17 protein-coding genes are annotated in these 18,149 nt (G+C 55.2%); 10 read left to right on the top strand and 7 right to left on the bottom strand.

Going from position 1 to position 18,149, the window contains the following annotated elements:
- Positions 1-192 precede the first annotated feature (192 nt).
- Positions 193-2,973: a flavocytochrome c gene (locus tag ACTJI7_RS08480; protein WP_063154966.1), complete on the top strand. Its 2,781-nt coding sequence runs from the start codon at positions 193-195 to the stop codon at positions 2,971-2,973.
- Positions 2,974-3,031: 58 nt separating this feature from the next.
- Positions 3,032-3,994, top strand: a complete 963-nt coding sequence (locus ACTJI7_RS08475; protein WP_063154965.1) for an FAD:protein FMN transferase — start codon at positions 3,032-3,034, stop codon at positions 3,992-3,994.
- Here ACTJI7_RS08475 and dcuR read toward each other — a convergent pair.
- Entirely contained in the window at positions 3,975-4,694 is a 720-nt protein-coding gene (gene dcuR / locus ACTJI7_RS08470) for a two-component system response regulator DcuR (RefSeq protein WP_028013719.1), read from the bottom strand. The two genes, ACTJI7_RS08475 and dcuR, sit on opposite strands and share 20 nt — an antisense overlap.
- The gene (locus ACTJI7_RS08465; protein ID WP_063154964.1) at positions 4,691-6,307 is read right to left on the bottom strand and encodes a sensor histidine kinase; all 1,617 of its coding nucleotides are present in this window, start codon (positions 6,305-6,307) and stop codon (positions 4,691-4,693) included. The genes dcuR and ACTJI7_RS08465 overlap by 4 nt, the downstream gene beginning before the upstream one ends.
- Before the next feature lie 165 nt (positions 6,308-6,472).
- Here ACTJI7_RS08465 and ACTJI7_RS08460 point away from each other — a divergent pair, with 165 nt between their 5' ends.
- The gene (locus ACTJI7_RS08460) at positions 6,473-7,336 is read left to right on the top strand and encodes an N-acetylmuramic acid 6-phosphate etherase (RefSeq protein ID WP_063154963.1); all 864 of its coding nucleotides are present in this window, start codon (positions 6,473-6,475) and stop codon (positions 7,334-7,336) included.
- A gap of 57 nt (positions 7,337-7,393) precedes the next feature.
- Here the strand turns inward: ACTJI7_RS08460 and ompC are convergent, their stop codons facing one another.
- Positions 7,394-8,560: a porin OmpC gene (gene ompC, locus ACTJI7_RS08455; protein WP_047367847.1), complete on the bottom strand. Its 1,167-nt coding sequence runs from the start codon at positions 8,558-8,560 to the stop codon at positions 7,394-7,396.
- 285 nt (positions 8,561-8,845) lie between these two features.
- On the opposite strand from ompC, the gene ACTJI7_RS08450 reads away from it, so the two are divergent.
- The 3 genes from ACTJI7_RS08450 (at position 8,846) to ACTJI7_RS08440 (ending at position 11,496) form a co-directional block, all read left to right on the top strand.
- Positions 8,846-9,547 (top strand): phosphohydrolase, encoded by a 702-nt coding sequence (locus tag ACTJI7_RS08450; RefSeq protein WP_136486887.1) that lies wholly within the window; start codon positions 8,846-8,848, stop codon positions 9,545-9,547.
- A 61-nt stretch (positions 9,548-9,608) separates the two neighbouring features.
- Positions 9,609-11,024 (top strand): DNA cytosine methyltransferase, encoded by a 1,416-nt coding sequence (locus ACTJI7_RS08445; RefSeq protein WP_136485472.1) that lies wholly within the window; start codon positions 9,609-9,611, stop codon positions 11,022-11,024.
- The gene (locus ACTJI7_RS08440; RefSeq protein WP_048959268.1) at positions 11,005-11,496 is read left to right on the top strand and encodes a very short patch repair endonuclease; all 492 of its coding nucleotides are present in this window, start codon (positions 11,005-11,007) and stop codon (positions 11,494-11,496) included. The genes ACTJI7_RS08445 and ACTJI7_RS08440 overlap by 20 nt, the downstream gene beginning before the upstream one ends.
- Here ACTJI7_RS08440 and yedA read toward each other — a convergent pair.
- Positions 11,468-12,382 (bottom strand): drug/metabolite exporter YedA, encoded by a 915-nt coding sequence (yedA, locus tag ACTJI7_RS08435; protein ID WP_440670249.1) that lies wholly within the window; start codon positions 12,380-12,382, stop codon positions 11,468-11,470. The genes ACTJI7_RS08440 and yedA overlap by 29 nt on opposite strands.
- A 175-nt stretch (positions 12,383-12,557) precedes the next feature.
- On the opposite strand from yedA, the gene ACTJI7_RS08430 reads away from it, so the two are divergent.
- The 3 genes from ACTJI7_RS08430 to dgcQ all read left to right on the top strand — a co-directional run bounded on the left by ACTJI7_RS08430 (position 12,558) and on the right by dgcQ (position 15,507).
- On the top strand, positions 12,558-13,472 hold the full coding sequence (locus tag ACTJI7_RS08430; protein WP_169804339.1) for a DUF808 domain-containing protein: 915 nt from the start codon (positions 12,558-12,560) through the stop codon (positions 13,470-13,472).
- A 78-nt stretch (positions 13,473-13,550) separates the two neighbouring features.
- On the top strand, positions 13,551-13,733 hold the full coding sequence (locus ACTJI7_RS08425) for a YodC family protein (RefSeq protein WP_028013710.1): 183 nt from the start codon (positions 13,551-13,553) through the stop codon (positions 13,731-13,733).
- Between the two features lie 73 nt (positions 13,734-13,806).
- Positions 13,807-15,507 (top strand): cellulose biosynthesis regulator diguanylate cyclase DgcQ, encoded by a 1,701-nt coding sequence (gene dgcQ, locus ACTJI7_RS08420; protein ID WP_440670251.1) that lies wholly within the window; start codon positions 13,807-13,809, stop codon positions 15,505-15,507.
- On the opposite strand, the gene ACTJI7_RS08415 is transcribed toward dgcQ, so the two are convergent.
- The gene (locus tag ACTJI7_RS08415) at positions 15,492-16,292 is read right to left on the bottom strand and encodes a mannosyl-3-phosphoglycerate phosphatase-related protein (protein WP_136485476.1); all 801 of its coding nucleotides are present in this window, start codon (positions 16,290-16,292) and stop codon (positions 15,492-15,494) included. The genes dgcQ and ACTJI7_RS08415 overlap by 16 nt on opposite strands.
- A 301-nt stretch (positions 16,293-16,593) precedes the next feature.
- The gene (gene yodD, locus ACTJI7_RS08410) at positions 16,594-16,821 is read right to left on the bottom strand and encodes a YodD family peroxide/acid resistance protein (protein ID WP_028013707.1); all 228 of its coding nucleotides are present in this window, start codon (positions 16,819-16,821) and stop codon (positions 16,594-16,596) included.
- A 128-nt stretch (positions 16,822-16,949) separates the two neighbouring features.
- Here yodD and dsrB point away from each other — a divergent pair, with 128 nt between their 5' ends.
- Entirely contained in the window at positions 16,950-17,138 is a 189-nt protein-coding gene (gene dsrB / locus ACTJI7_RS08405) for a protein DsrB (RefSeq protein WP_013097741.1), read from the top strand.
- Between the two features lie 102 nt (positions 17,139-17,240).
- Here dsrB and rcsA read toward each other — a convergent pair whose 3' ends face one another.
- Complete coding sequence (rcsA, locus tag ACTJI7_RS08400) at positions 17,241-17,864, bottom strand: transcriptional regulator RcsA (RefSeq protein WP_013097740.1); 624 nt, start codon at positions 17,862-17,864, stop codon at positions 17,241-17,243.
- Between the last annotated feature and the right edge of the window lie 285 nt (positions 17,865-18,149).

Genomic DNA, 18,149 nt, shown 5'->3' with positions numbered 1-18,149 from the left:
CTTGAATGACAATCGCTAACACCAATGTATTATTAGTGTTATCACAGGGATTAAATAGTTTTTTAACTAACGTAATAACTTTAGAAACTAAAAAAATCATTATATTAATATCATGACATCGGCAAAAAACGACGAAATAAAAAATCAATCCGATAACGAATTCTCAATTTTTAAAAGTTTGGAGTTTCTATTATGAGCACTAACGAACGCATTCTTAGCCCCTTCACATTACCGAATGGCACTGAACTGAAAAACCGTTTGTTAATGGCCCCTATGACCACCTGTACCGGCTATTATGACGGCACCGTCACCAGCGAGCTGGTGGAGTACTATCGGGCCCGTTCCGGCAGCATTGGCACCATCATTGTGGAGTGCTGCTTCGTCGACGATCTCGGCCTCGCCTTCCCGGGCGCAATTGGTATTGATAACGACGAGAAAATCGCCGGGCTGGCGAAAATCGCCGAGGCCATTAAATCCAAAGGATCTAAGGCCCTGCTGCAGATCTACCACGGTGGCCGCATGGTTGATCCGAAACTGATCGGTGGCCGTACCCCGGTTGGCCCAAGCGCCGTGGCCGCGCCGCGTGACGGTGCCGCAACGCCGGTTGCCCTGACCGCCGAAGAAGTGGAAGGCATGATCGGCAAGTTTGGTGAAGCCGTGCGCCGCGCCATCCAGGCCGGTTTTGACGGCGTGGAAATCCACGGGGCGAACACCTACCTGATTCAGCAGTTCTACTCTCCAAACTCTAACCAGCGCGACGACGAGTGGGGCGGCAGCCGCGACAATCGCGCGAAGTTCCCGCTGGCGGTGCTGGACATCACCCACAAAATGGTGCGCCAGTACGCGGACGACGCGTTTATTATTGGCTACCGTTTCTCCCCTGAAGAGCTGGAAGTGCCGGGCATCCGATTTGAAGACACCATGTACCTGCTGGAAAAACTGGCGGCGCGCGGCGTGGACTACCTGCACTTCTCCGTCGGCGCGACCCTGCGTCCGTCTATTGTCGACACCCAGGACCCGACGCCGCTGATCGAAAAATACTGCGCGATGCGTTCTGAAACGCTGGCGCAGGTTCCGGTGATGGGCGTGGGCGGCGTGGTGAATGCGTCAGACGTGAATGAAGCGCTGGACCACGGTTACGACCTGATTGCCGTTGGCCGCGCCACTATTGCCTACCCGGACTGGACCGACCGCATCGCGGCGGGTGAAAGCCTTGAGCTGTTTATGGACAGCACCAAACGCGAGGAACTGAGCATTCCTGAACCCCTGTGGCGCTTCTCGCTGGTGGAAGCGATGATCCGCGACATGAGCATGGGCGAATCGAAATTCAAACCGGGCATGTTCACCGAGAAGGTGCAGGACGACGCGAACGAACTGGTGATTAACGTCAGCCTGGAAACCGACCGCATTGCGGACATCGAGCTGGCCTCCGGCCCGAGCGATGACGTTGAATTCGTCACCAGCTTTGAAGAGATCCGTACCCGCATTCTTGACGCCAATACCCCGCACGTGGATGCCATCACCGGTGCAACCAGCCAGAGTGAAGCGGTGAAGAAAGCGGTCTCTAAAGCGATGCTGAAATCCAGCAAAGCGCTGGCAGCGGAAGAGGGCGTTGACCCGAACGAAACCCGCAGCGTGGACGTGGTGGTAGTCGGCAGCGGCGGCGCCGGTCTGGCGGCGGCAATTCAGGCTCTCGACGAAGGCGCGAGCGTGCTGATTGTCGAGAAAATGCCAACCATCGGCGGGAACACCATTAAAGCCTCTGCCGGTATGAATGCCGCTGAAACCCGCTTCCAGCGCGTGAAGGGCATTCAGGACAGCAAAGAGCTGTTCTACCAGGAAAGCCTGAAAGGCGGCGGCAACAAGAACAACCCTGAACTGCTGCGCCGCTTTGTCGAGAACGCGCCGCAGGCGATTGAGTGGCTGGCAACGCGCGGCATCATGCTGAACGACATCACCACCACCGGTGGGATGAGCATCGACCGTACTCACCGTCCAAAAGACGGTTCTGCGGTGGGGGGCTACCTGATCAGCGGCCTGGTGCGTAACGTCAACAAACGCAACATCGAGGTGATGCTGGATACCTCCGTCAGCGACATCATCTTCGAGAACGGTGAAGTGACCGGGGTTCGCCTGACCACTGAAGAGAACGAAACCGTCACCGTGGCAGCGAAAAGCGTGATCGTGGCGACGGGCGGCTTCAGCGCCAACAGCCAGATGGTCGTCAAATACCGTCCGGATCTGGAAGGGTTCGTCACCACTAACCACAAAGGGGCAACCGGCGGCGGCATCGCGCTGCTGGAGCGCATCGGGGCGGGCACCGTGGATATGGGCGAAATCCAAATTCACCCAACGGTTGAGCAGAACACCTCGTACCTGATTTCCGAATCCATCCGCGGGGGCGGGGCGATTCTGGTCAACCAGAAAGGGGAGCGCTTCTACAACGAAATGTCGACCCGCGATAAAGTCTCGGCGTCAATCATCGCGCTGCCGGAGAAATACGCGTACATCGTCTTTGACGAGCACGTACGTGCCAAAAACAAAGCCGCGGATGAGTATATTGCGAAAGGCTTCGTGACCAGCGCCAGCTCGCCAAAAGCGCTGGCGGAAGCGCTCGGTATGGATCACCACGCTTTCCTCGCGACCCTGGAACGTTACAACGGTTTCGTTGAAAAACAGCACGATGACGATTTTGGTCGTACCACCGCGCTGCGTGCGCCTATCAACGAAGGGCCTTTCTACGCTATTCAGATTGCGCCAGGCGTGCACCACACCATGGGCGGCGTGACCATCAACACCGAAACCTGCGTGCTGGACAGCAACCACAACGTACTGCCGGGGGCGTTTGCGGCGGGTGAAGTGGTCGGGGGGATCCACGGCGGCAACCGTATCGGCGGTAACGCGGTGGCGGATATTATTATTTTTGGTACCCTTGCAGGACATCAGGCGGCGATGCGCTCAAAAAGAACGTAAGGCTCCTGTCTCCCCGGCGGCGCGGTGCCTGCCGGGGCTACATCTGAGGACACATGCAATGCCTGATAGCCATCGCGTTTACAGCTACTCCGCCGTTCTGATGGGCTCGCCCATTCTCCTGAAGCTCTTCTCCCATGACGAAGCCCTCGCGTCCCGCGTTTTCCGCCTGATCAAACAGTACGAAGATCTCCTCACCGTTAACCGGGCGCATTCCCAGGTGATGGACATCAACCATGCGGCGGGCCAGCATCCGGTTGCCGTCAGTCGTCCGGTGTTTGAACTGATCCGCTGTGCCAAAGCGGCAAGCCTGCTAAAAGACAGCGCGTTTAACCTGGCGATCGGCCCGCTGGTGAAGCGCTGGAAGATTGGCTTTCAGGGAGACAGCGTTCCGCCTGCCGATGACATTGCGTCCCTGCTGGCGATAACCCGGCCCGAGGAGGTCATCCTTGATGAGGCGCAGACCAGCGTGTTTCTGACCAGATCGGGGATGGAGATTGATCTGGGGGCCATCGCCAAAGGCTATATCGCCGACCGGGTGCGGGACTACCTGCGCAAAGAGGGCGCTGGGCTGGGGCTGATCAACCTCGGCGGAAACATCCAGACGTTAGGCTCGCCGGAAGGGGGCTGGAGCGTGGGGCTAAAAAAACCGTTTGCCGGTGACGCGCTTATCGGTGCGATGACGGTGGAGAACCTCTCCGTGGTGACCTCGGGAACGTACGAGCGCTACTTCGAGCAGAACGGCAAGCGCTATCACCATATTCTCGATCCGCGCACCGGGTATCCGCTCGACAACGAGCTGGAGAGCGTCACTATCATTTCAAAAGACTCCATTGACGGCGACATCTGGACCACGCTGATGTTCGGCATGGGGGTAGAAAAGGGCTGTGCCGCCCTGCGCGCGCGCCCCGATATTGAAGCTATCTTTGTGACCAAAACAAAAGAAGTGGTCATCTCCTCGATGCACCACTTCCGTTTTACCCTTCTGGACGAGAGCTACCGCGTTATTGGCAGTACTGTTTGAGCAGCCCGATCTGTTCCGGCTGTAAGCGGTACCGATACACCGGACGCCCGGTGGCGCCGTAGTGAATGCTGGTGAACAGAATGTTGATCTGCGCAAGCCAAATCAGGTACTTACGGCAGGAGACGCGGGAGATATTGACTGCGTTAGCCAGATCGTCGGTGGAAAATTCCGTCTCCGGGTGGCCATCAATCCACTGGCAAATCGTGCGCAGCGTTTGCGGCGTTAACCCCTTCGGCAATTTTTTAGTGTCCGCCAGCTCCGGCGCGCCGCCGTGGATCAGCCTGTCGACGTCCGCCTGCTCGTAATACTGGTGCGAGCCCATCAGGCTGTGCTTTGCCTTCCAGCCGTTCAGCGCCTCTTCAAAGCGCGGGAACTGGAACGGCTTTATCAGATAATCCACCACGCCGTAGTGGATGGAGGTCTGGATCGTGGCGGCATCGGCGGCCGAGGAGATCATAATCACATCAATCGGGCGGCCTGACGCGCGAATATCGGGCAGCAGATCCAGCCCGTTATCCTGCTGCATGTAGACGTCCAGCAGCACCAGATCGACAGGCTGGCTGGGGTTATTGATAAAGGCCCTGGCCTGATTGAGCGTGGAGGCGACGCCGCAGCAGCTGAAGCCTTCAACACGGTTGACGTACAGACGGTTGAGATCGGCTACCATGGCGTCATCATCGACAATTAATACATTTATCACGCGATATTCCTCTCGCTATCCCAGGGGATGTGAACAAAAAATTGGGTAAATACGCCAGGCTCAGACTCGACGGTAATATCGCCGCCCAGGTTCTGGATCTGCTGGCGAGCAAGGAACAGCCCAACGCCGCGGTTTTCACCTTTTGTTGAGAACCCCTTAGTAAAAATAGCCTCCAGCTGAGTGGGATCAATGCCGGGGCCGTCGTCGCTGACTTCGCAGCTGAGCCAGCCATTCTGATAATGCAGCAGCAGGCCAATCTCGCCTTCCTGCTGTCCTGCCATCGCGTCGAGCGCGTTTTCGATTAAGTTACCCAGGGCGGTGATCAGCACCGCAACCTGCTCTTCACTGCCGGTATCCGGTATCAGGCTTTCATCCGCCAGGGTCAGGGTGACGCCGGCCTCTTTCGCCCGGTTGATTTTACCCAGCAGGAACCCGGCAACGACCGGGGACTTTACCTTGCTCTGGATCGTGCCAATGTCCGTCTGGTAATTATGCGCCGTCTGGATGATGTACTCCTCCAGCTTGTCGTAACGCTTCATGTGCAGCAGGCCCAGGATCACATGCAGTTTATTCATAAACTCGTGCGTGTGGCTGCGCAGGGCGTCGACGTAGTTGACCATGCCATCAATACGCTGCATCAGCTGGCTGATTTCCGTTTTATCGCGGAAGGTGCTGATAGCCCCGATCACCCGATTCTGGCTTTTGACCGGCACCATGTTGCAGAGCAGCAGTCGTCCGTTGCAGCTGATCTCCTGATCCTGACGCGCAATCCCGGTTTTCGATACCTCACGCAGGTTTGCCAGCAGCGGCTCGCTGGTGTTTTCGGTCTGCTTGCCGGAGGGAAGAAGTAATATCTCTCTGGCAGCGTGGTTAATCATCGTCACGCGGCCGTGAATATCGACGGCCAGCACCCCTTCGCGAAGCGACTGCAGCATCGCCTGGCGCTGTTCGAACAGGGCGGAGATTTCATAGGGTTCGAGCCCGAAAAGAATGCGCTTCAGCACCCGTACCAGACCCCAAATCGCCATCGAACTCATAAAGATGCTGAACAAAATCGTCCAGAGCGCGTTGAGCCGCCCGCGGGCTATCTGGTCTTCCACCTTTTTGAGGGAGATCCCGACCACGACGACCCCGATCTGATCGTGCTGGCTGTCATAGACCGGCGTGAAAACGCGAAGCGCCTCGGCGAGGGCGCCGCGGTTAACCGAGACATTCTCTTTGCCTTCCAGCGCGGGTTCCAGATCGTTGCCGATAAAATGCAGGCCGATGAGCGCCTCGTTCGGGTGCGAGTAGCGAATCCCCCGCATGTCGGTCACCACGGTAAGCAGCAGATCGTTGCGTTGGGTGACGGCTTTGGCGATGGGCTGAATGATGTCGGCCTGCGGCGACTGCATCAGGCCGCGCTGGATCTCCGGGCTGTCGGCCAGCGTGCGCGCGATGCCCAGAGCGGTATCTTTTACATCATCGCGGGTCGCCCGGGTGATCTGCACGGAATAGAGCGCAAAAACTACCAGCAACACCGAGGCGATAATCGCGGACACCATCAACGTGACCAGCGTGTACAGTTTCATGGGGCGCTTGCGCGTCAGAGGGAAAGGCTGCAAATCGCTCATCAACACTCCGCGATGATTAAGAAAGGGAGTGATTATCGCTGATGATGGGCTTTTCTTAAAGCCATGTAAAAGCGTCGATTTACTCTTCTTTTCGTGACCCCACTCGCAGGTCATCTATATAAAACACTTTATAGTGTGTGGGTACTCATAATAAGGAGGCTGTTTATGAGCATTACGCTTACCGGTTCAGTCAAGGAAAGACGGCACGCCAGCACGATGAATATAGATAGATTGTCCACGCTGGACATGCTGAAGGTTATCCATGAGGAAGATGCACGCATTTCTGCTGCTATAACCCCCTGCTTAACGACAATCGCCCGCGCGGTGGATAACGCCGCCTCGGCGCTCAACCACGGCGGCCGTCTGGTCATTGTCGGGGCAGGACCGTCGGGCTGCGCCGCACAACAGGCTGCAGATGAGTATGCGCCGGGTAAAACGCCGGTAATTGCCGTGACGGCAGAAGAGGGGGATGGGAGCTACGAGCGCGGGGTGGCTGATCTGCAGGCCATTAAATTTGATGAGCACGATATGATGCTTGCCGTGACCGTCAGCGGAAAAACGCCGTGGGTCTGGGGGGCAATGCGGCATGCGTGGTCGTTGGGAGCGCCGGTTGCGGTCATCACCGGTGATGCACAAAGTGAAGCAGCACAGCTGGCAAGCATGGTAATTGTCCCAGAGCTTGGGGCTGATGTGGTTGCCGGGTATCGCAATACCAGGGCGGGGATCGCGCAAAAAATGATCCTCTCGATGATTACCACCGCGCTGGCCGTTCGCACCGGGCGCGTTTACAGCAACCTGCGCGTGGATCTTGAGGGAAGCAGTACCAAATGGGCCGAACGGCAGATCGCCATCGTGATGGAGGCGGGAGGATGCACCCGGGCGCAGGCAAAGGCCGCGCTGGAGAGCTGTAACCACCACTGTAAAACGGCGGTGTTAATGGTGCTGACCGGTCTGGATGCGTGGAAAGCCCATGAGCTGCTGGTGCAGAATAACGGGTTTATCCGCGTGGCGCTGCAGGAAGCGCCGTAAAATAGTGTCCCTTGAAACAAAAAAGCCCGCAAATGCGGGCTTTAGCATTTTCAGGGATCAGAACTGGTAGATCATGCCGATGCCAACAATGTCATCGGTTGCAATACCGTTGTCATTGTAGAAGGCGTCATCTTCGTCCAGCAGGTTGATTTTATAATCAACGTAGGTGGAGAAGTTCTTGTTGAAGTTGTAGGTCATGCCCAGGTCGATGTAGTTAACCAGATCCTGGTCTACATAGTCATAGCCATTGCGTGGGTGATAATCGTTACCGCCCAGATCGATGCCTTTGGAATAGACCCACGCCAGGGATGGGCGCAGACCGAAGTCAAACTGGTATTGCGCTACGGCTTCAAAGTTCTGCGTTTTGTTGGCGATGCCGTCGCTGCCGTACGGCGTCATGTTGCGGGTTTCCGCGTACATCATTGCCAGATAGACGCCTTGAGCATCATATTTTGCGCCAACGGTCCATGCGTCTGCACGGTCACCGCCTGCGTATTTGCTGAAGCGGTTATAGTTGCCCGCACCATAAGCAACCTGATCGTTGGTGCGGTCAGAGGAAGAATACGCCGCACCCAGCGTCAGACCGAAGTCGAAGTCATAGGTGGTAGACATACCGAAGCCGTCGCCGTTCTGGAAGCGTACGTCGTCGTGACCGTTTTTGGTGCCTTCCTGATCTTCGTTAGCGTTTGCGCCTTCGTTAGCACCCTGATACTGCAGCGCGAAGTTCAGGCCATCAACCAGACCGAAGAAATCATTATTACGGTAGGTCGCAACACCGTTGGTACGGCCAACCATATAGTTGTCAGTCCAGGTGTAGGAATCGCCACCAAATACCGGCAGCATATCGGTCCAGGCTTCAACGTCATACACGACGCCGTAATTACGGCCATAATCAAATGAGCCGTATTCGCCATATTTCAGGCCCGCATAGGCCAGACGGTTGAAAGAGGTATCCCCGGCGTCTTCGGTATCATTTGCGTAGGTTTTATATTCCCACTGACCGTAACCGACCAGATCGCGGGTAATCTGTGTTTCGCCTTTGAAACCAATCTGCACGTAGGTTTCGTCGCCGTCGTCGCCCGCGTTGTCGGAGAAGGTATGACGCGCGTCAACCTTGCCGTACAGGTCAACTTTATTGCCGTCTTTGTTATACATTTCAGCCGCGTTTGCCGCGCCAGCCATTAATAATGCGGGTACAAGAATTGCCAGAACTTTTCTTTTCATTATATATTCCCTTTAAAGATAATTTATATGAATATATGTAATCACCCTCCGTAATTACGTGTCTGATACTATTCTATGGCTCGTGAATTTGGTTCAAAAATAAATGTAATTAAACCAGTGAAAATATTACAAAATATTTCCAAAAATCTCTTTATTTTTCAAATGAATTAATCGCTTGAAAGTATTGCGGGTAATTATTATTAAGTATTTCGGGGTTCTATTTTTTAATTTATTTTATTTAGCTATGTTATAATTCAGTGCCCATTTTCGTAACAGGAAAGGATGATGGAACTCATACAGTGGCAGCAGCGCTTTGAATCCTGGCTTGATGAACATCACGCGACCGATGACACCGCGCACGATATTTCACACTTCCGCCGCGTCTGGCTGACGGCACAGAAAATCATGGTTCATCACCACGTCGACCCGCTGACGATCCTGACCGCCTGCTATTTTCACGACATCGTTAGCCTGCCGAAAAATCATCCTGAACGCAGCCAGTCGTCGCGTCTGGCTGCGCGCAGAACGCGGGACATTCTGCACCGCGATTTCCCTGACTTCCCGTCCGATCGCTATGCCGCCGTGGAGCACGCCATCGAGGCGCACAGTTTTAGCGCCGGCCTGACGCCGTCCACGATTGAGGCCAAAATTGTCCAGGATGCAGATCGTCTGGAGGCGCTGGGGGCGATTGGCCTGGCGCGCGTGTTTGCCGTGTCAGGTGCGCTGGGAGTACCGCTTTTTAACGCGGACGATCCGTTTGCCGACGCGCGCCCGCTTGATGACCGGGCGTTTGCGCTCGATCATTTTCAGACCAAGCTGCTGCGCTTGCCTGATACAATGCAAACCGACGTCGGGCGCGAGCTCGCGCAGCACAACGCCGATTTTCTGATTCAGTTTATGGCGAAACTCAGTGCCGAATTACAGGGCGACTGCATCGGGCTGGATAGCCAGATTCAACACCGCTTCCGTCGCAGTTTGCGAAAGTGAACTGTGGTAATCTGTTTCCAGTCTTTATTGCCCGGTTAAAAGAATGCAGGAAAATCGATCAGTGACAGAGCCCGCGCCAGAGCAGGCTGAGAAGTCAACGGCAACGGTGCAGGCATTACTGCGCCAGCTGCTGGATATTTATGACGCTAAAACGCTGGCAAACCAGCTGGTGGCGCACGGCGAGAGCCACTGGAGCCCGGCCATCCTTAAGCGACTGCTGACCAGCGATCGGGCAGGGCGCCGCCTGAGCGAAAGCGAGTTTCGTTATCTGCAAGACCTGCTTCCGCGTCCGTCTGCCGCGCACCCGAACTATGCCTTCCGCTTTATCGATCTGTTTGCCGGCATCGGTGGCATCCGGCACGGCTTTGAAGCTATCGGCGGTCAGTGCGTGTTTACCAGCGAGTGGAACAAACATGCGGTACGCACCTATAAAGCGAACTGGTACTGCGATCCGCATGAACATCATTTCAACGCCGATATCCGCGACGTTACCCTGAGCCATAAAAGCGGCGTCACGGATGAACAAGCCGCCGAGCACATTCGCCAGACGATTCCGGCGCATGACGTGCTGCTGGCGGGCTTCCCGTGTCAGCCTTTCTCGCTGGCCGGCGTCTCCAAAAAGAATGCCCTCGGGCGTGCCCACGGTTTTGCCTGCGATACGCAGGGAACGCTGTTTTTCGATGTGGCCCGAATCATTGACGCCCGTCGCCCGGCCATATTCGTGCTGGAAAACGTCAAGAACTTAAAGAGCCATGACGGTGGAAAGACCTTCCGCATTATCATGCAGACGCTGGACGAGCTGGGCTATGACGTGGCTGATTCCGGGGACATGGGCGCGGATGACCCGAAAATTATCGACGGGAAACATTTCCTGCCCCAGCATCGCGAACGCATTGTGCTCGTCGGTTTCCGCCGCGATCTCAATCTTAAGGGGGATTTCACCCTGCGGGATATTCCCTCCTTATACCCCGAGCGTCGTCCAACGATTGCCGACCTGCTGGAGCCGGTGGTCGACGCGAAATTTATCCTTACCCCAATCCTGTGGAAATACCTCTACCGCTATGCCAAAAAGCATCAGGCCAAAGGCAACGGCTTCGGGTTTGGCATGGTGAACCCAAACGATCCGCACAGCGTGACCCGCACGCTGTCCGCTCGCTACTATAAAGACGGCGCGGAAATCCTGATCGACAGAGGCTGGGATAAAGCGCTGGGCGAGAAAGATTTCGACGATCCGCAAAACCAGCGTCACCGTCCGCGGCGCCTCACGCCGCGGGAGTGCGCCCGGCTGATGGGCTTTGAAACGCCACAGGGCTACCGCTTCCGCATTCCGGTTTCGGACACTCAGGCTTACCGTCAGTTTGGTAACTCGGTGGTGGTGCCCGCGTTCGCGGCGGTGGCAAAACTGCTGGCCCCGCGCATCAGACAGGCGGTGGCGCTCCGCCAGGATGAGGCCGTCAATGACGGACGTTCACGATAAGGCCACGCGCAGCAAAAACATGCGTGCCATCGGCACACGTGACACCGCGATAGAAAAGCGTCTGGCCGGGCTGCTGACGCAGGCGGGCTTCGACTTTCGCGTGCAGGATCCCGCGCTTGCGGGTCGCCCGGATTTCGTCATTGACGCGTATCGGTGCATTATCTTCACCCACGGCTGTTTCTGGCATCATCACGACTGCTACCTGTTTAAAGTCCCGGCAACGCGCACCGATTTCTGGCTGGAGAAGATTGGCAAGAACGTTGAACGCGACGCGCGGGATCTCGCCACGCTTGTCGCGCAGGGCTGGAGAGTGCTGATCGTCTGGGAATGTGCGCTGAAAGGGCGGTTAAAGCTGAACGATGCCGATCTGAGCGAACGGCTGGAAGAGTGGATCTGCGGCGGCGGCCAGGCCGCGCAGATCGACACGCAGGGGATCCACGCGCTTACGGTTTCTCCACCTCGCAAGGCGTAACCACGGGCTTTGCCGGCAGCAAATATTTGCCTAAGGTCACCAGCACGACGGCAAAAACAATCACCCCTAAAGCTAACCACTCAACCGGAGAGAGCGTTTCACCGCCAAGCCCGGTGCCGAGCAGCACGGCCACGACCGGGTTGACGTAGGCATAGCTGGTGGCGACCGCCGGCGAGACGTTACGGATCAGGAACATATAGGCGTTGATGGCGATGATTGAGCCAAACAGCGCCAGATAGCCTACCGCCAGGAAGCCCGACAACGGCGGCAGGGTAGTCAGCTCCTCTCCCGTCAGGGCTGTGGCCAGCAGCAGCACAATCCCAGCCGCAAGCATCTCTATTGCCCCCGCCATCATGCCGGTCGGCAGCTCGATACGCGAACCGTATACGGAACCAAACGCCCAGCTCATCGAGCCGATAAGGATAATCACTGCGCCCCACGGATTCCCGCTCAGGTTACCGCCGCTGTTAAGCAGAATGATGCCGGCAAGGCCGATGCCAATCCCCAGCCACTCCAGCTTGCGGGTGCGGATGCCGAAAAGGCGGCTGAAGCAGAGGGTAAACAGCGGTACGGTGGCAACGACCACGGCGGCGATCCCTGACGGTACGTTCTGGTGCTCGGCAATGGTCACAAAGCCATTCCCCACCGCCAGCAGCAGCAGGCCTATCAGGGCGGCGTTCAGCATTGGGCGGAGCGGTGGAAGCTTATGCCCGCGCAGCAGCAGGAAGGCCAGTAGCAGCACACCCGCCGAGAGGAAGCGAATGCCCGCCATCATCAGCGGCGGCCAGCTTTCCACGCCGATGCGAATGACAAAATAGGTGGAACCCCAGATGATATACAGCGAAAAAAGTGCCCCGATAAGCGGAAGCAGTTGCCGGAAACGCATAATCCCTCACGACGAAATAAAAAGGTCGCTGATAGTAAACGCGAAAACTATCGCGCTGGCGAGCCCTTTAATTGTGTAGTTGATGTGAATTTTTTGTTGACGAAAGCTGCCTGTTTCCGCGATTGCGCTTTTGCTCCATACTATTCACTTAATTACCAAAAAAAGAAGGATCACCATTTTGGCAGGAAGTAGCTTATTAACATTGCTGGATGATATTGCCACCTTACTGGATGATATTTCCGTGATGGGGAAACTGGCGGCGAAGAAAACCGCAGGGGTGCTGGGGGACGATCTCTCGCTTAACGCCCAACAGGTGAGCGGGGTACGGGCTAACCGTGAGCTGCCTGTGGTGTGGGGTGTGGCAAAAGGCTCGTTTCTGAACAAAGTGATCCTGGTGCCGCTGGCGCTGCTGATCAGCGCATTCATCCCCTGGGCCATCACGCCGCTGCTGATGATTGGCGGGGCATTCTTGTGCTTCGAAGGCGTGGAGAAGGTCCTGCACTCTTTGAGCTCGCGTAAGCAGAAGGATACCCCGGAGGCGCGCCAGCAGCGCCTTGAAGCGCTTGCCGCGCAGGATCCGAAAGTTTTCGAGCGCGATAAAATCAAAGGCGCCATTCGCACCGACTTTATTCTTTCGGCTGAAATTGTCGCCATTACGCTGGGCATCGTCTCCGATGCGCCGCTGCTGAATCAGGTGTTGATCCTCTCCGGGATCGCCATTCTGGTCACGGTGGGCGTTTACGGCCTGGTCGGGCTGATCGTGAAGCTGGATGATATCGGCTACTGGCTGGAGGAGAAATCCAGCGCGGTGGCTAAAGGCATCGGCAAAGGCTTACTGACGCTGGCGCCGTGGCTGATGAAGAGCTTGTCCGTGGTGGGGACCCTGGCGATGTTCCTCGTGGGCGGCGGCATTGTGGTCCACGGCATTGCGCCGCTGCACCATGCCATCGAACATTTCGCCTCGGCGCAGGGGAGCGTGGTGGCAGCGATTCTGCCCACGCTGCTTAATCTGGTGCTGGGCTTTATCGTTGGCGCTATCGTGGTGGCGGCGGTGAAACTGATCGAAAAAATGCGCGGTACGGCGCACTAATTGTTACCCGTCGCAGGGTGCAAAAAGACCATTCCTCGTCTAAATTGAAACAGTTTCACCCTGATACAGGAGGCAGGTATGGTCTTTTTGGTCAGTGATGAAGTTAAGCCTAAGAAGGGCGGCCCGCGCATGATTGTCACCGGGTATTCCAGCGGAATGGTGGAATGTCGGTGGCATGATGGCTACAGCATTAAGCAGGAAGCCTTTCGTGAAGATGAGCTTCAGCCGGGTGACGGCCAGCGCAAGCACGATCAGGCTTAATCACATAACGCCCGGCTTTGCCGGGCGTTTTTAACTGAAGTACCGGGTGTAAGGCAGTAATCAGGGAGTGTGTGTGCAGCGCGATACCTTTGTTGTAAGACGATCTTTTCTGCAATGGCTGCATAAGCGTAGCAATCCGGGTTTGATTGTTAACCTCTGTTTTATCACTGTTCTGGTATTTTCAACCCTCCTGACCTGGCGTGAAGTGGTTGTCCTCGAAGAGGCGTATATCTCCAGCCAGCGCAACCACCTGGAAACCGTGGCCAGCTCGCTGGACAGGCAGCTGCAGTACAGCGTGGATAAAATGCTGTTATTTCGCCAGAGCATGCGCGATGCGCTACAGACGCCGCTGGCCTTCAATGTTTTGCACGATGCAGTATCGCACTTTAACGCATTACGCATGCGTCCCACCTGGCAGCTCCTCGTTGATAGAAATCGCACACTTCCGATTAACGGCGTCTCGGATGCGTTTGTTGAAAAAACGTCGATTCTGAACCGGGACGCTGAACGCATCAGCAATGAAATTTCAGCCGCGCTTGAGGTGGGTTATCTGCTCAGGCTGGCGACGTCGAGCAGGCATAGTGAATCGCGGGTGATCTACGTTTCACGCGCCGGGTTTTATCTTTCGACGGACACGCTAATAGAGGCGAGCGATATTATCCCCCGCTATTATCACCTGGTCACGCAGTCCTGGTTTACCCAGCAGTCGGAACGTAACAATCGCTCCCGCGCGGTGCGCTGGTTTATCTCCACGCCGTCATCCTGGACCGGTGACGAGCGAACGATCACTGCCAGCGTCCCCATTTATTTCAATCACTACTGGTATGGCGTGGTGGCGATGGATTTCTCGCTGAATACGATGCAACGCCTGCTGGCAGAGGCGACGGACGACCGTACGGAGGGGGAGTATCAGCTGTACGACTCCCGGCTCAATATGATTGCCTCCTCTGAAAAGACAGATAAACAGGTGAACCATTTCGATGAACGCGAACTCGCGCAGATAGCGCAGGCGATCGAGCACGATACTGGTGGTGGCATCCGCCTCGGCAGCCGTTTCATTAGCTGGCAGCGGCTCGATCATTTTGATGGCCTGGTTTTGCGTGTCCATACTCTGCAGGAAGGGGTACAGGGCGACTTCGGCAGCATCAGTATCGTACTGGCATTACTGTGGGCGCTCTTTACCGCGATGCTGCTGATTTCGTGGCTGGTGATCCGCCGGATGGTCAGCAATATGTATACGCTGCAGCACTTGCTCAAGTGGCAGGCCTGGCACGACCCGCTAACCCGCCTGAATAATCGCGGCGCGCTGTTCGAACGCGCGAAACTGCTGGCGAAGAAGTGTCATCAACAGTCGTTGCCGTTCTCGGTCATTCAGTTAGACCTCGACCATTTTAAAAGCGTCAACGATCGGTTCGGTCACCAGGCCGGTGATAAGGTGCTTTCCCACTCGGCAGGGCTGATTTCCAGCGCATTGCGTAAAAACGACGTGGCAGGACGCGTGGGCGGGGAAGAGTTTTGTATCGTCCTGCCGGGGCTCGGTCTTGAGGAGGCGAGAGGCGTCGCGGAGCGTATTCGCTGCCGAATCAACAGCAAGGAGATTCTGGTGAAGAAGAGTACGACCCTGCGCATCAGCGCGTCACTCGGCGTCAGCAGCGCCCGGGAAAACGGAAATTACGATTTCGAACAGCTGCAGTCCGTCGCGGATGCCCGGTTATATAAAGCTAAACAGGACGGACGTAACCGGGTTGTCTGGCACGATCATAACAAAAAGTGATCCAGCCCCTCCTGCCAGCCGAGCGGTCCCGCCTGCCGGGTGTGATAAACCCGGCGGGGGTTATCGTCCCGTAACTTAACACCCTGGCGGTTTATCCCCTTAATCACCACCGCGAAGTCCACGCTGTCCAGCAGCGGCGCGTCGTTCGGCCCATCGCCGAGCCCCAGGGTCGTGGGTTCAATATTTTCCCGTTCACGGTACTGCGCGATTAGCCAGTTAGCCGCAACGTCCTTACCGCAGCCGGCATCGAGAATATGCCAGAAACGGGCTCCCTGCAGGCATTTCAGCCCGCGTTGCGCCAGCGCCGCTTCAAACCGGGCCATGGCTTCGTCGGAATCACGCCAGATGAGCGTGACGGAGGCGTCATGCTTGCGGGCAAGCGCCGCCCGGTAGCGGGTCACCCCCGTCCATTCGCTAATGACGCGTTCGTCCACGTCGTCAAAGGTGGTGAATTTGAAGCCCGCCTGCTGGCGGATTTGCTCAATAAGCGGACGAATCTCCCGGTGCGTCATGCCGTTGATGTGGCGCTGACCCATTTCCCAGCGCACGTCAGGCTGAATCACCGCGCCGTTCTCAGCGATAAACGGTAACCCTTCCAGACCCAGATCCTGCTGAATATCCAGCATCTCTGCCGCGCTCTTGCTGCTGCAAAGAATCACCGGTACCTGGTTATCCTGCAGTTTATCCAGCCACGGCATCGCGGGCTGCCACTCATAGGTATGAATATCCAGCAGCGATCCATCCAGATCGGAAAAAATCAGCAGGGGACCCCGGAGTGAAAGCATAGTAACTCCCGAAAACGAATGAGCCTTAATCTAAGAATATTCCTAAAAAAATATCTGGGCTTTAACCGGATTGAGAAGAACTGATCCAGCCAAACCCGCATTCGGCGTATGTTGTTGCTCATAACCAAAACGATTATGTTAAAAATATTATATTCGCCGTAAGAATATATGCTTGTCATGCAAAATCGTTGGGGATAGTGTTGTTTGTACATCAGATTTCCTGGTGTAACGAATTTTCAAGTGCTTCTTGCATAAGCAAGTTTTGATCCCGGCCATCCCCATGACCGGGATTTTTTTCGTGCTAACGATTTGCTTCAGACACGCTAAAGTCATGAATATCCAGCTCGAAGGCCTCCGCCAGCTCGCGGTAGGTGTGATAATCCCTCCCGTTAACAATGACGTGGTCCGAACCATCGTTCGTGCGGCGGACTTCTGACTCACTGATCTCATTGATGGCGGCCAGCAGGGCATCGACATCCACCTCGACCTCGCGTTTGATGGTGTCGCTGTACTCTTTATCGGTCTTCATTACGGGGCTCCTCATTAAACCGTGTCCACGGTAAGTATAGACTGCGTATAAAAACGCCATTCACGCCGTGCGGCGATGTGTGTTTTTGCGTTTTGTTCTACACTGGCTCAAAACCAGAGGAGGAATGTATGAAGGTCAACGATCGGGTAACCGTTAAAACGGACGGTGGACCGCGCCGCCCGGGGGTGGTGCTGGCAATTGAAGAGTTTAGTGAAGGCACAATGTACCTGGTCTCACTGGAAGACTACCCGCTCGGCATCTGGTTTTTTAACGAACTGGGGCATCCGGACGGCATTTTTGTTGAGAAAGCGGAGTAGTACGGCGTCGGGTGGCATTGCGCGTGCCCGACCACGTCCGCAAAAGCAAAAATCTCTGGCCAGGCCAGAGATCAAAGGTAGGGTGCAAAGGGGTTTAAGCCACTAACGCATGTTGACGAAAATCCCGTTCGTCACATTATCGGTCAGACGTACCACGTGATAGATCACTTGCTTATTATGCGTTTTAATTTTCCTTTTAATATTTCCTTTGTGTGACGAAACGGTTTTCGCTTTAATATTCATCTGGTCAGAGATCTGAATAGTTCCTTGTCCAGCCATCCACATTCGCAGCATACTTGATTCAGTCCTGCTTAATGAAAGGGTGGGTAAGTTAACCGCTCCTACATTTTTAACTTCTTTATTCAAATAATCACCCAGAATGTCATCCAGCGACTCGGGTTTAATCGACTTAGAACTGATCAATAAATTTTTACGGACCAACAAATACTCATCGAAATGGATATTCGCGATCGCCATAAAAACAATAAACAGGGTTTTTGGATGTTGATTAATGATTTGCTTAATGTGCTGACTGTTGGCTGGATCGTGAATGAAACAGTCCTCATTAATAAACACCACGCCTGGTTTGAGTTCGTCACAAGCGGCTGCGAGTTCTTCAACGGTGTGTGCATCGTTGATGTCTCTCTTTCTTACCCCTCTGCTTGCCAGGTACCCGGTTAACCCTAGCCGGGTGTAGCTGCATAAATCCATAATGATCGTTGACATGGCATACCCTCACTCAATGCGTAACGATAATTCACCATCTGCCTGAGAGCTCAAAACAGCCATACGGGATGGAAAAAAATAATAAACCTGTGAGCATGACAAAGACTTTCAGGCGGACTCACTATCCCGTAAAGTTACGTATAATTTGCCAGGAATCTTCTTAAAGTAAAGTAAATATTAAGTATTGTGAGGTGGTTAGAAACATTTAAACCGCGTCAGATATATCCTGGAAGATGTTTTTCGCGTTTTATTTTAGGAATATCCTCAGAAAGACAATAGCGATCG

This window comes from Enterobacter sp. 22499 (genome assembly GCF_052044815.1).
Classification (GTDB): Bacteria; Pseudomonadota; Gammaproteobacteria; order Enterobacterales; family Enterobacteriaceae; genus Enterobacter; species Enterobacter bugandensis.
Note: the sequence above shows the minus strand (reverse complement) of the source record. Positions and strands in the feature narration are given on the sequence as shown.

Bases quoted from the DNA above. Each gene is read 5' to 3' on its own strand.
- ACTJI7_RS08480 (WP_063154966.1), top strand. From the start codon at position 193: ATGAGCACTAACGAACGCATTCTTAGCCCCTTCACATTACCGAATGGC.
- ACTJI7_RS08415 (WP_136485476.1), bottom strand. From the start codon at position 16,292: ATGCTTTCACTCCGGGGTCCCCTGCTGATTTTTTCCGATCTGGATGGA.
- ACTJI7_RS08460 (WP_063154963.1), top strand. From the start codon at position 6,473: ATGAGCATTACGCTTACCGGTTCAGTCAAGGAAAGACGGCACGCCAGC.
- dsrB (WP_013097741.1), top strand. From the start codon at position 16,950: ATGAAGGTCAACGATCGGGTAACCGTTAAAACGGACGGTGGACCGCGC.
- yedA (WP_440670249.1), bottom strand. From the start codon at position 12,382: ATGCGTTTCCGGCAACTGCTTCCGCTTATCGGGGCACTTTTTTCGCTG.
- ompC (WP_047367847.1), bottom strand. From the start codon at position 8,560: ATGAAAAGAAAAGTTCTGGCAATTCTTGTACCCGCATTATTAATGGCT.
- ACTJI7_RS08440 (WP_048959268.1), top strand. From the start codon at position 11,005: ATGACGGACGTTCACGATAAGGCCACGCGCAGCAAAAACATGCGTGCC.
- ACTJI7_RS08425 (WP_028013710.1), top strand. From the start codon at position 13,551: ATGGTCTTTTTGGTCAGTGATGAAGTTAAGCCTAAGAAGGGCGGCCCG.
- ACTJI7_RS08475 (WP_063154965.1), top strand. From the start codon at position 3,032: ATGCCTGATAGCCATCGCGTTTACAGCTACTCCGCCGTTCTGATGGGC.
- yodD (WP_028013707.1), bottom strand. From the start codon at position 16,821: ATGAAGACCGATAAAGAGTACAGCGACACCATCAAACGCGAGGTCGAG.
- ACTJI7_RS08450 (WP_136486887.1), top strand. From the start codon at position 8,846: ATGGAACTCATACAGTGGCAGCAGCGCTTTGAATCCTGGCTTGATGAA.
- ACTJI7_RS08465 (WP_063154964.1), bottom strand. From the start codon at position 6,307: ATGAGCGATTTGCAGCCTTTCCCTCTGACGCGCAAGCGCCCCATGAAA.
- rcsA (WP_013097740.1), bottom strand. From the start codon at position 17,864: ATGTCAACGATCATTATGGATTTATGCAGCTACACCCGGCTAGGGTTA.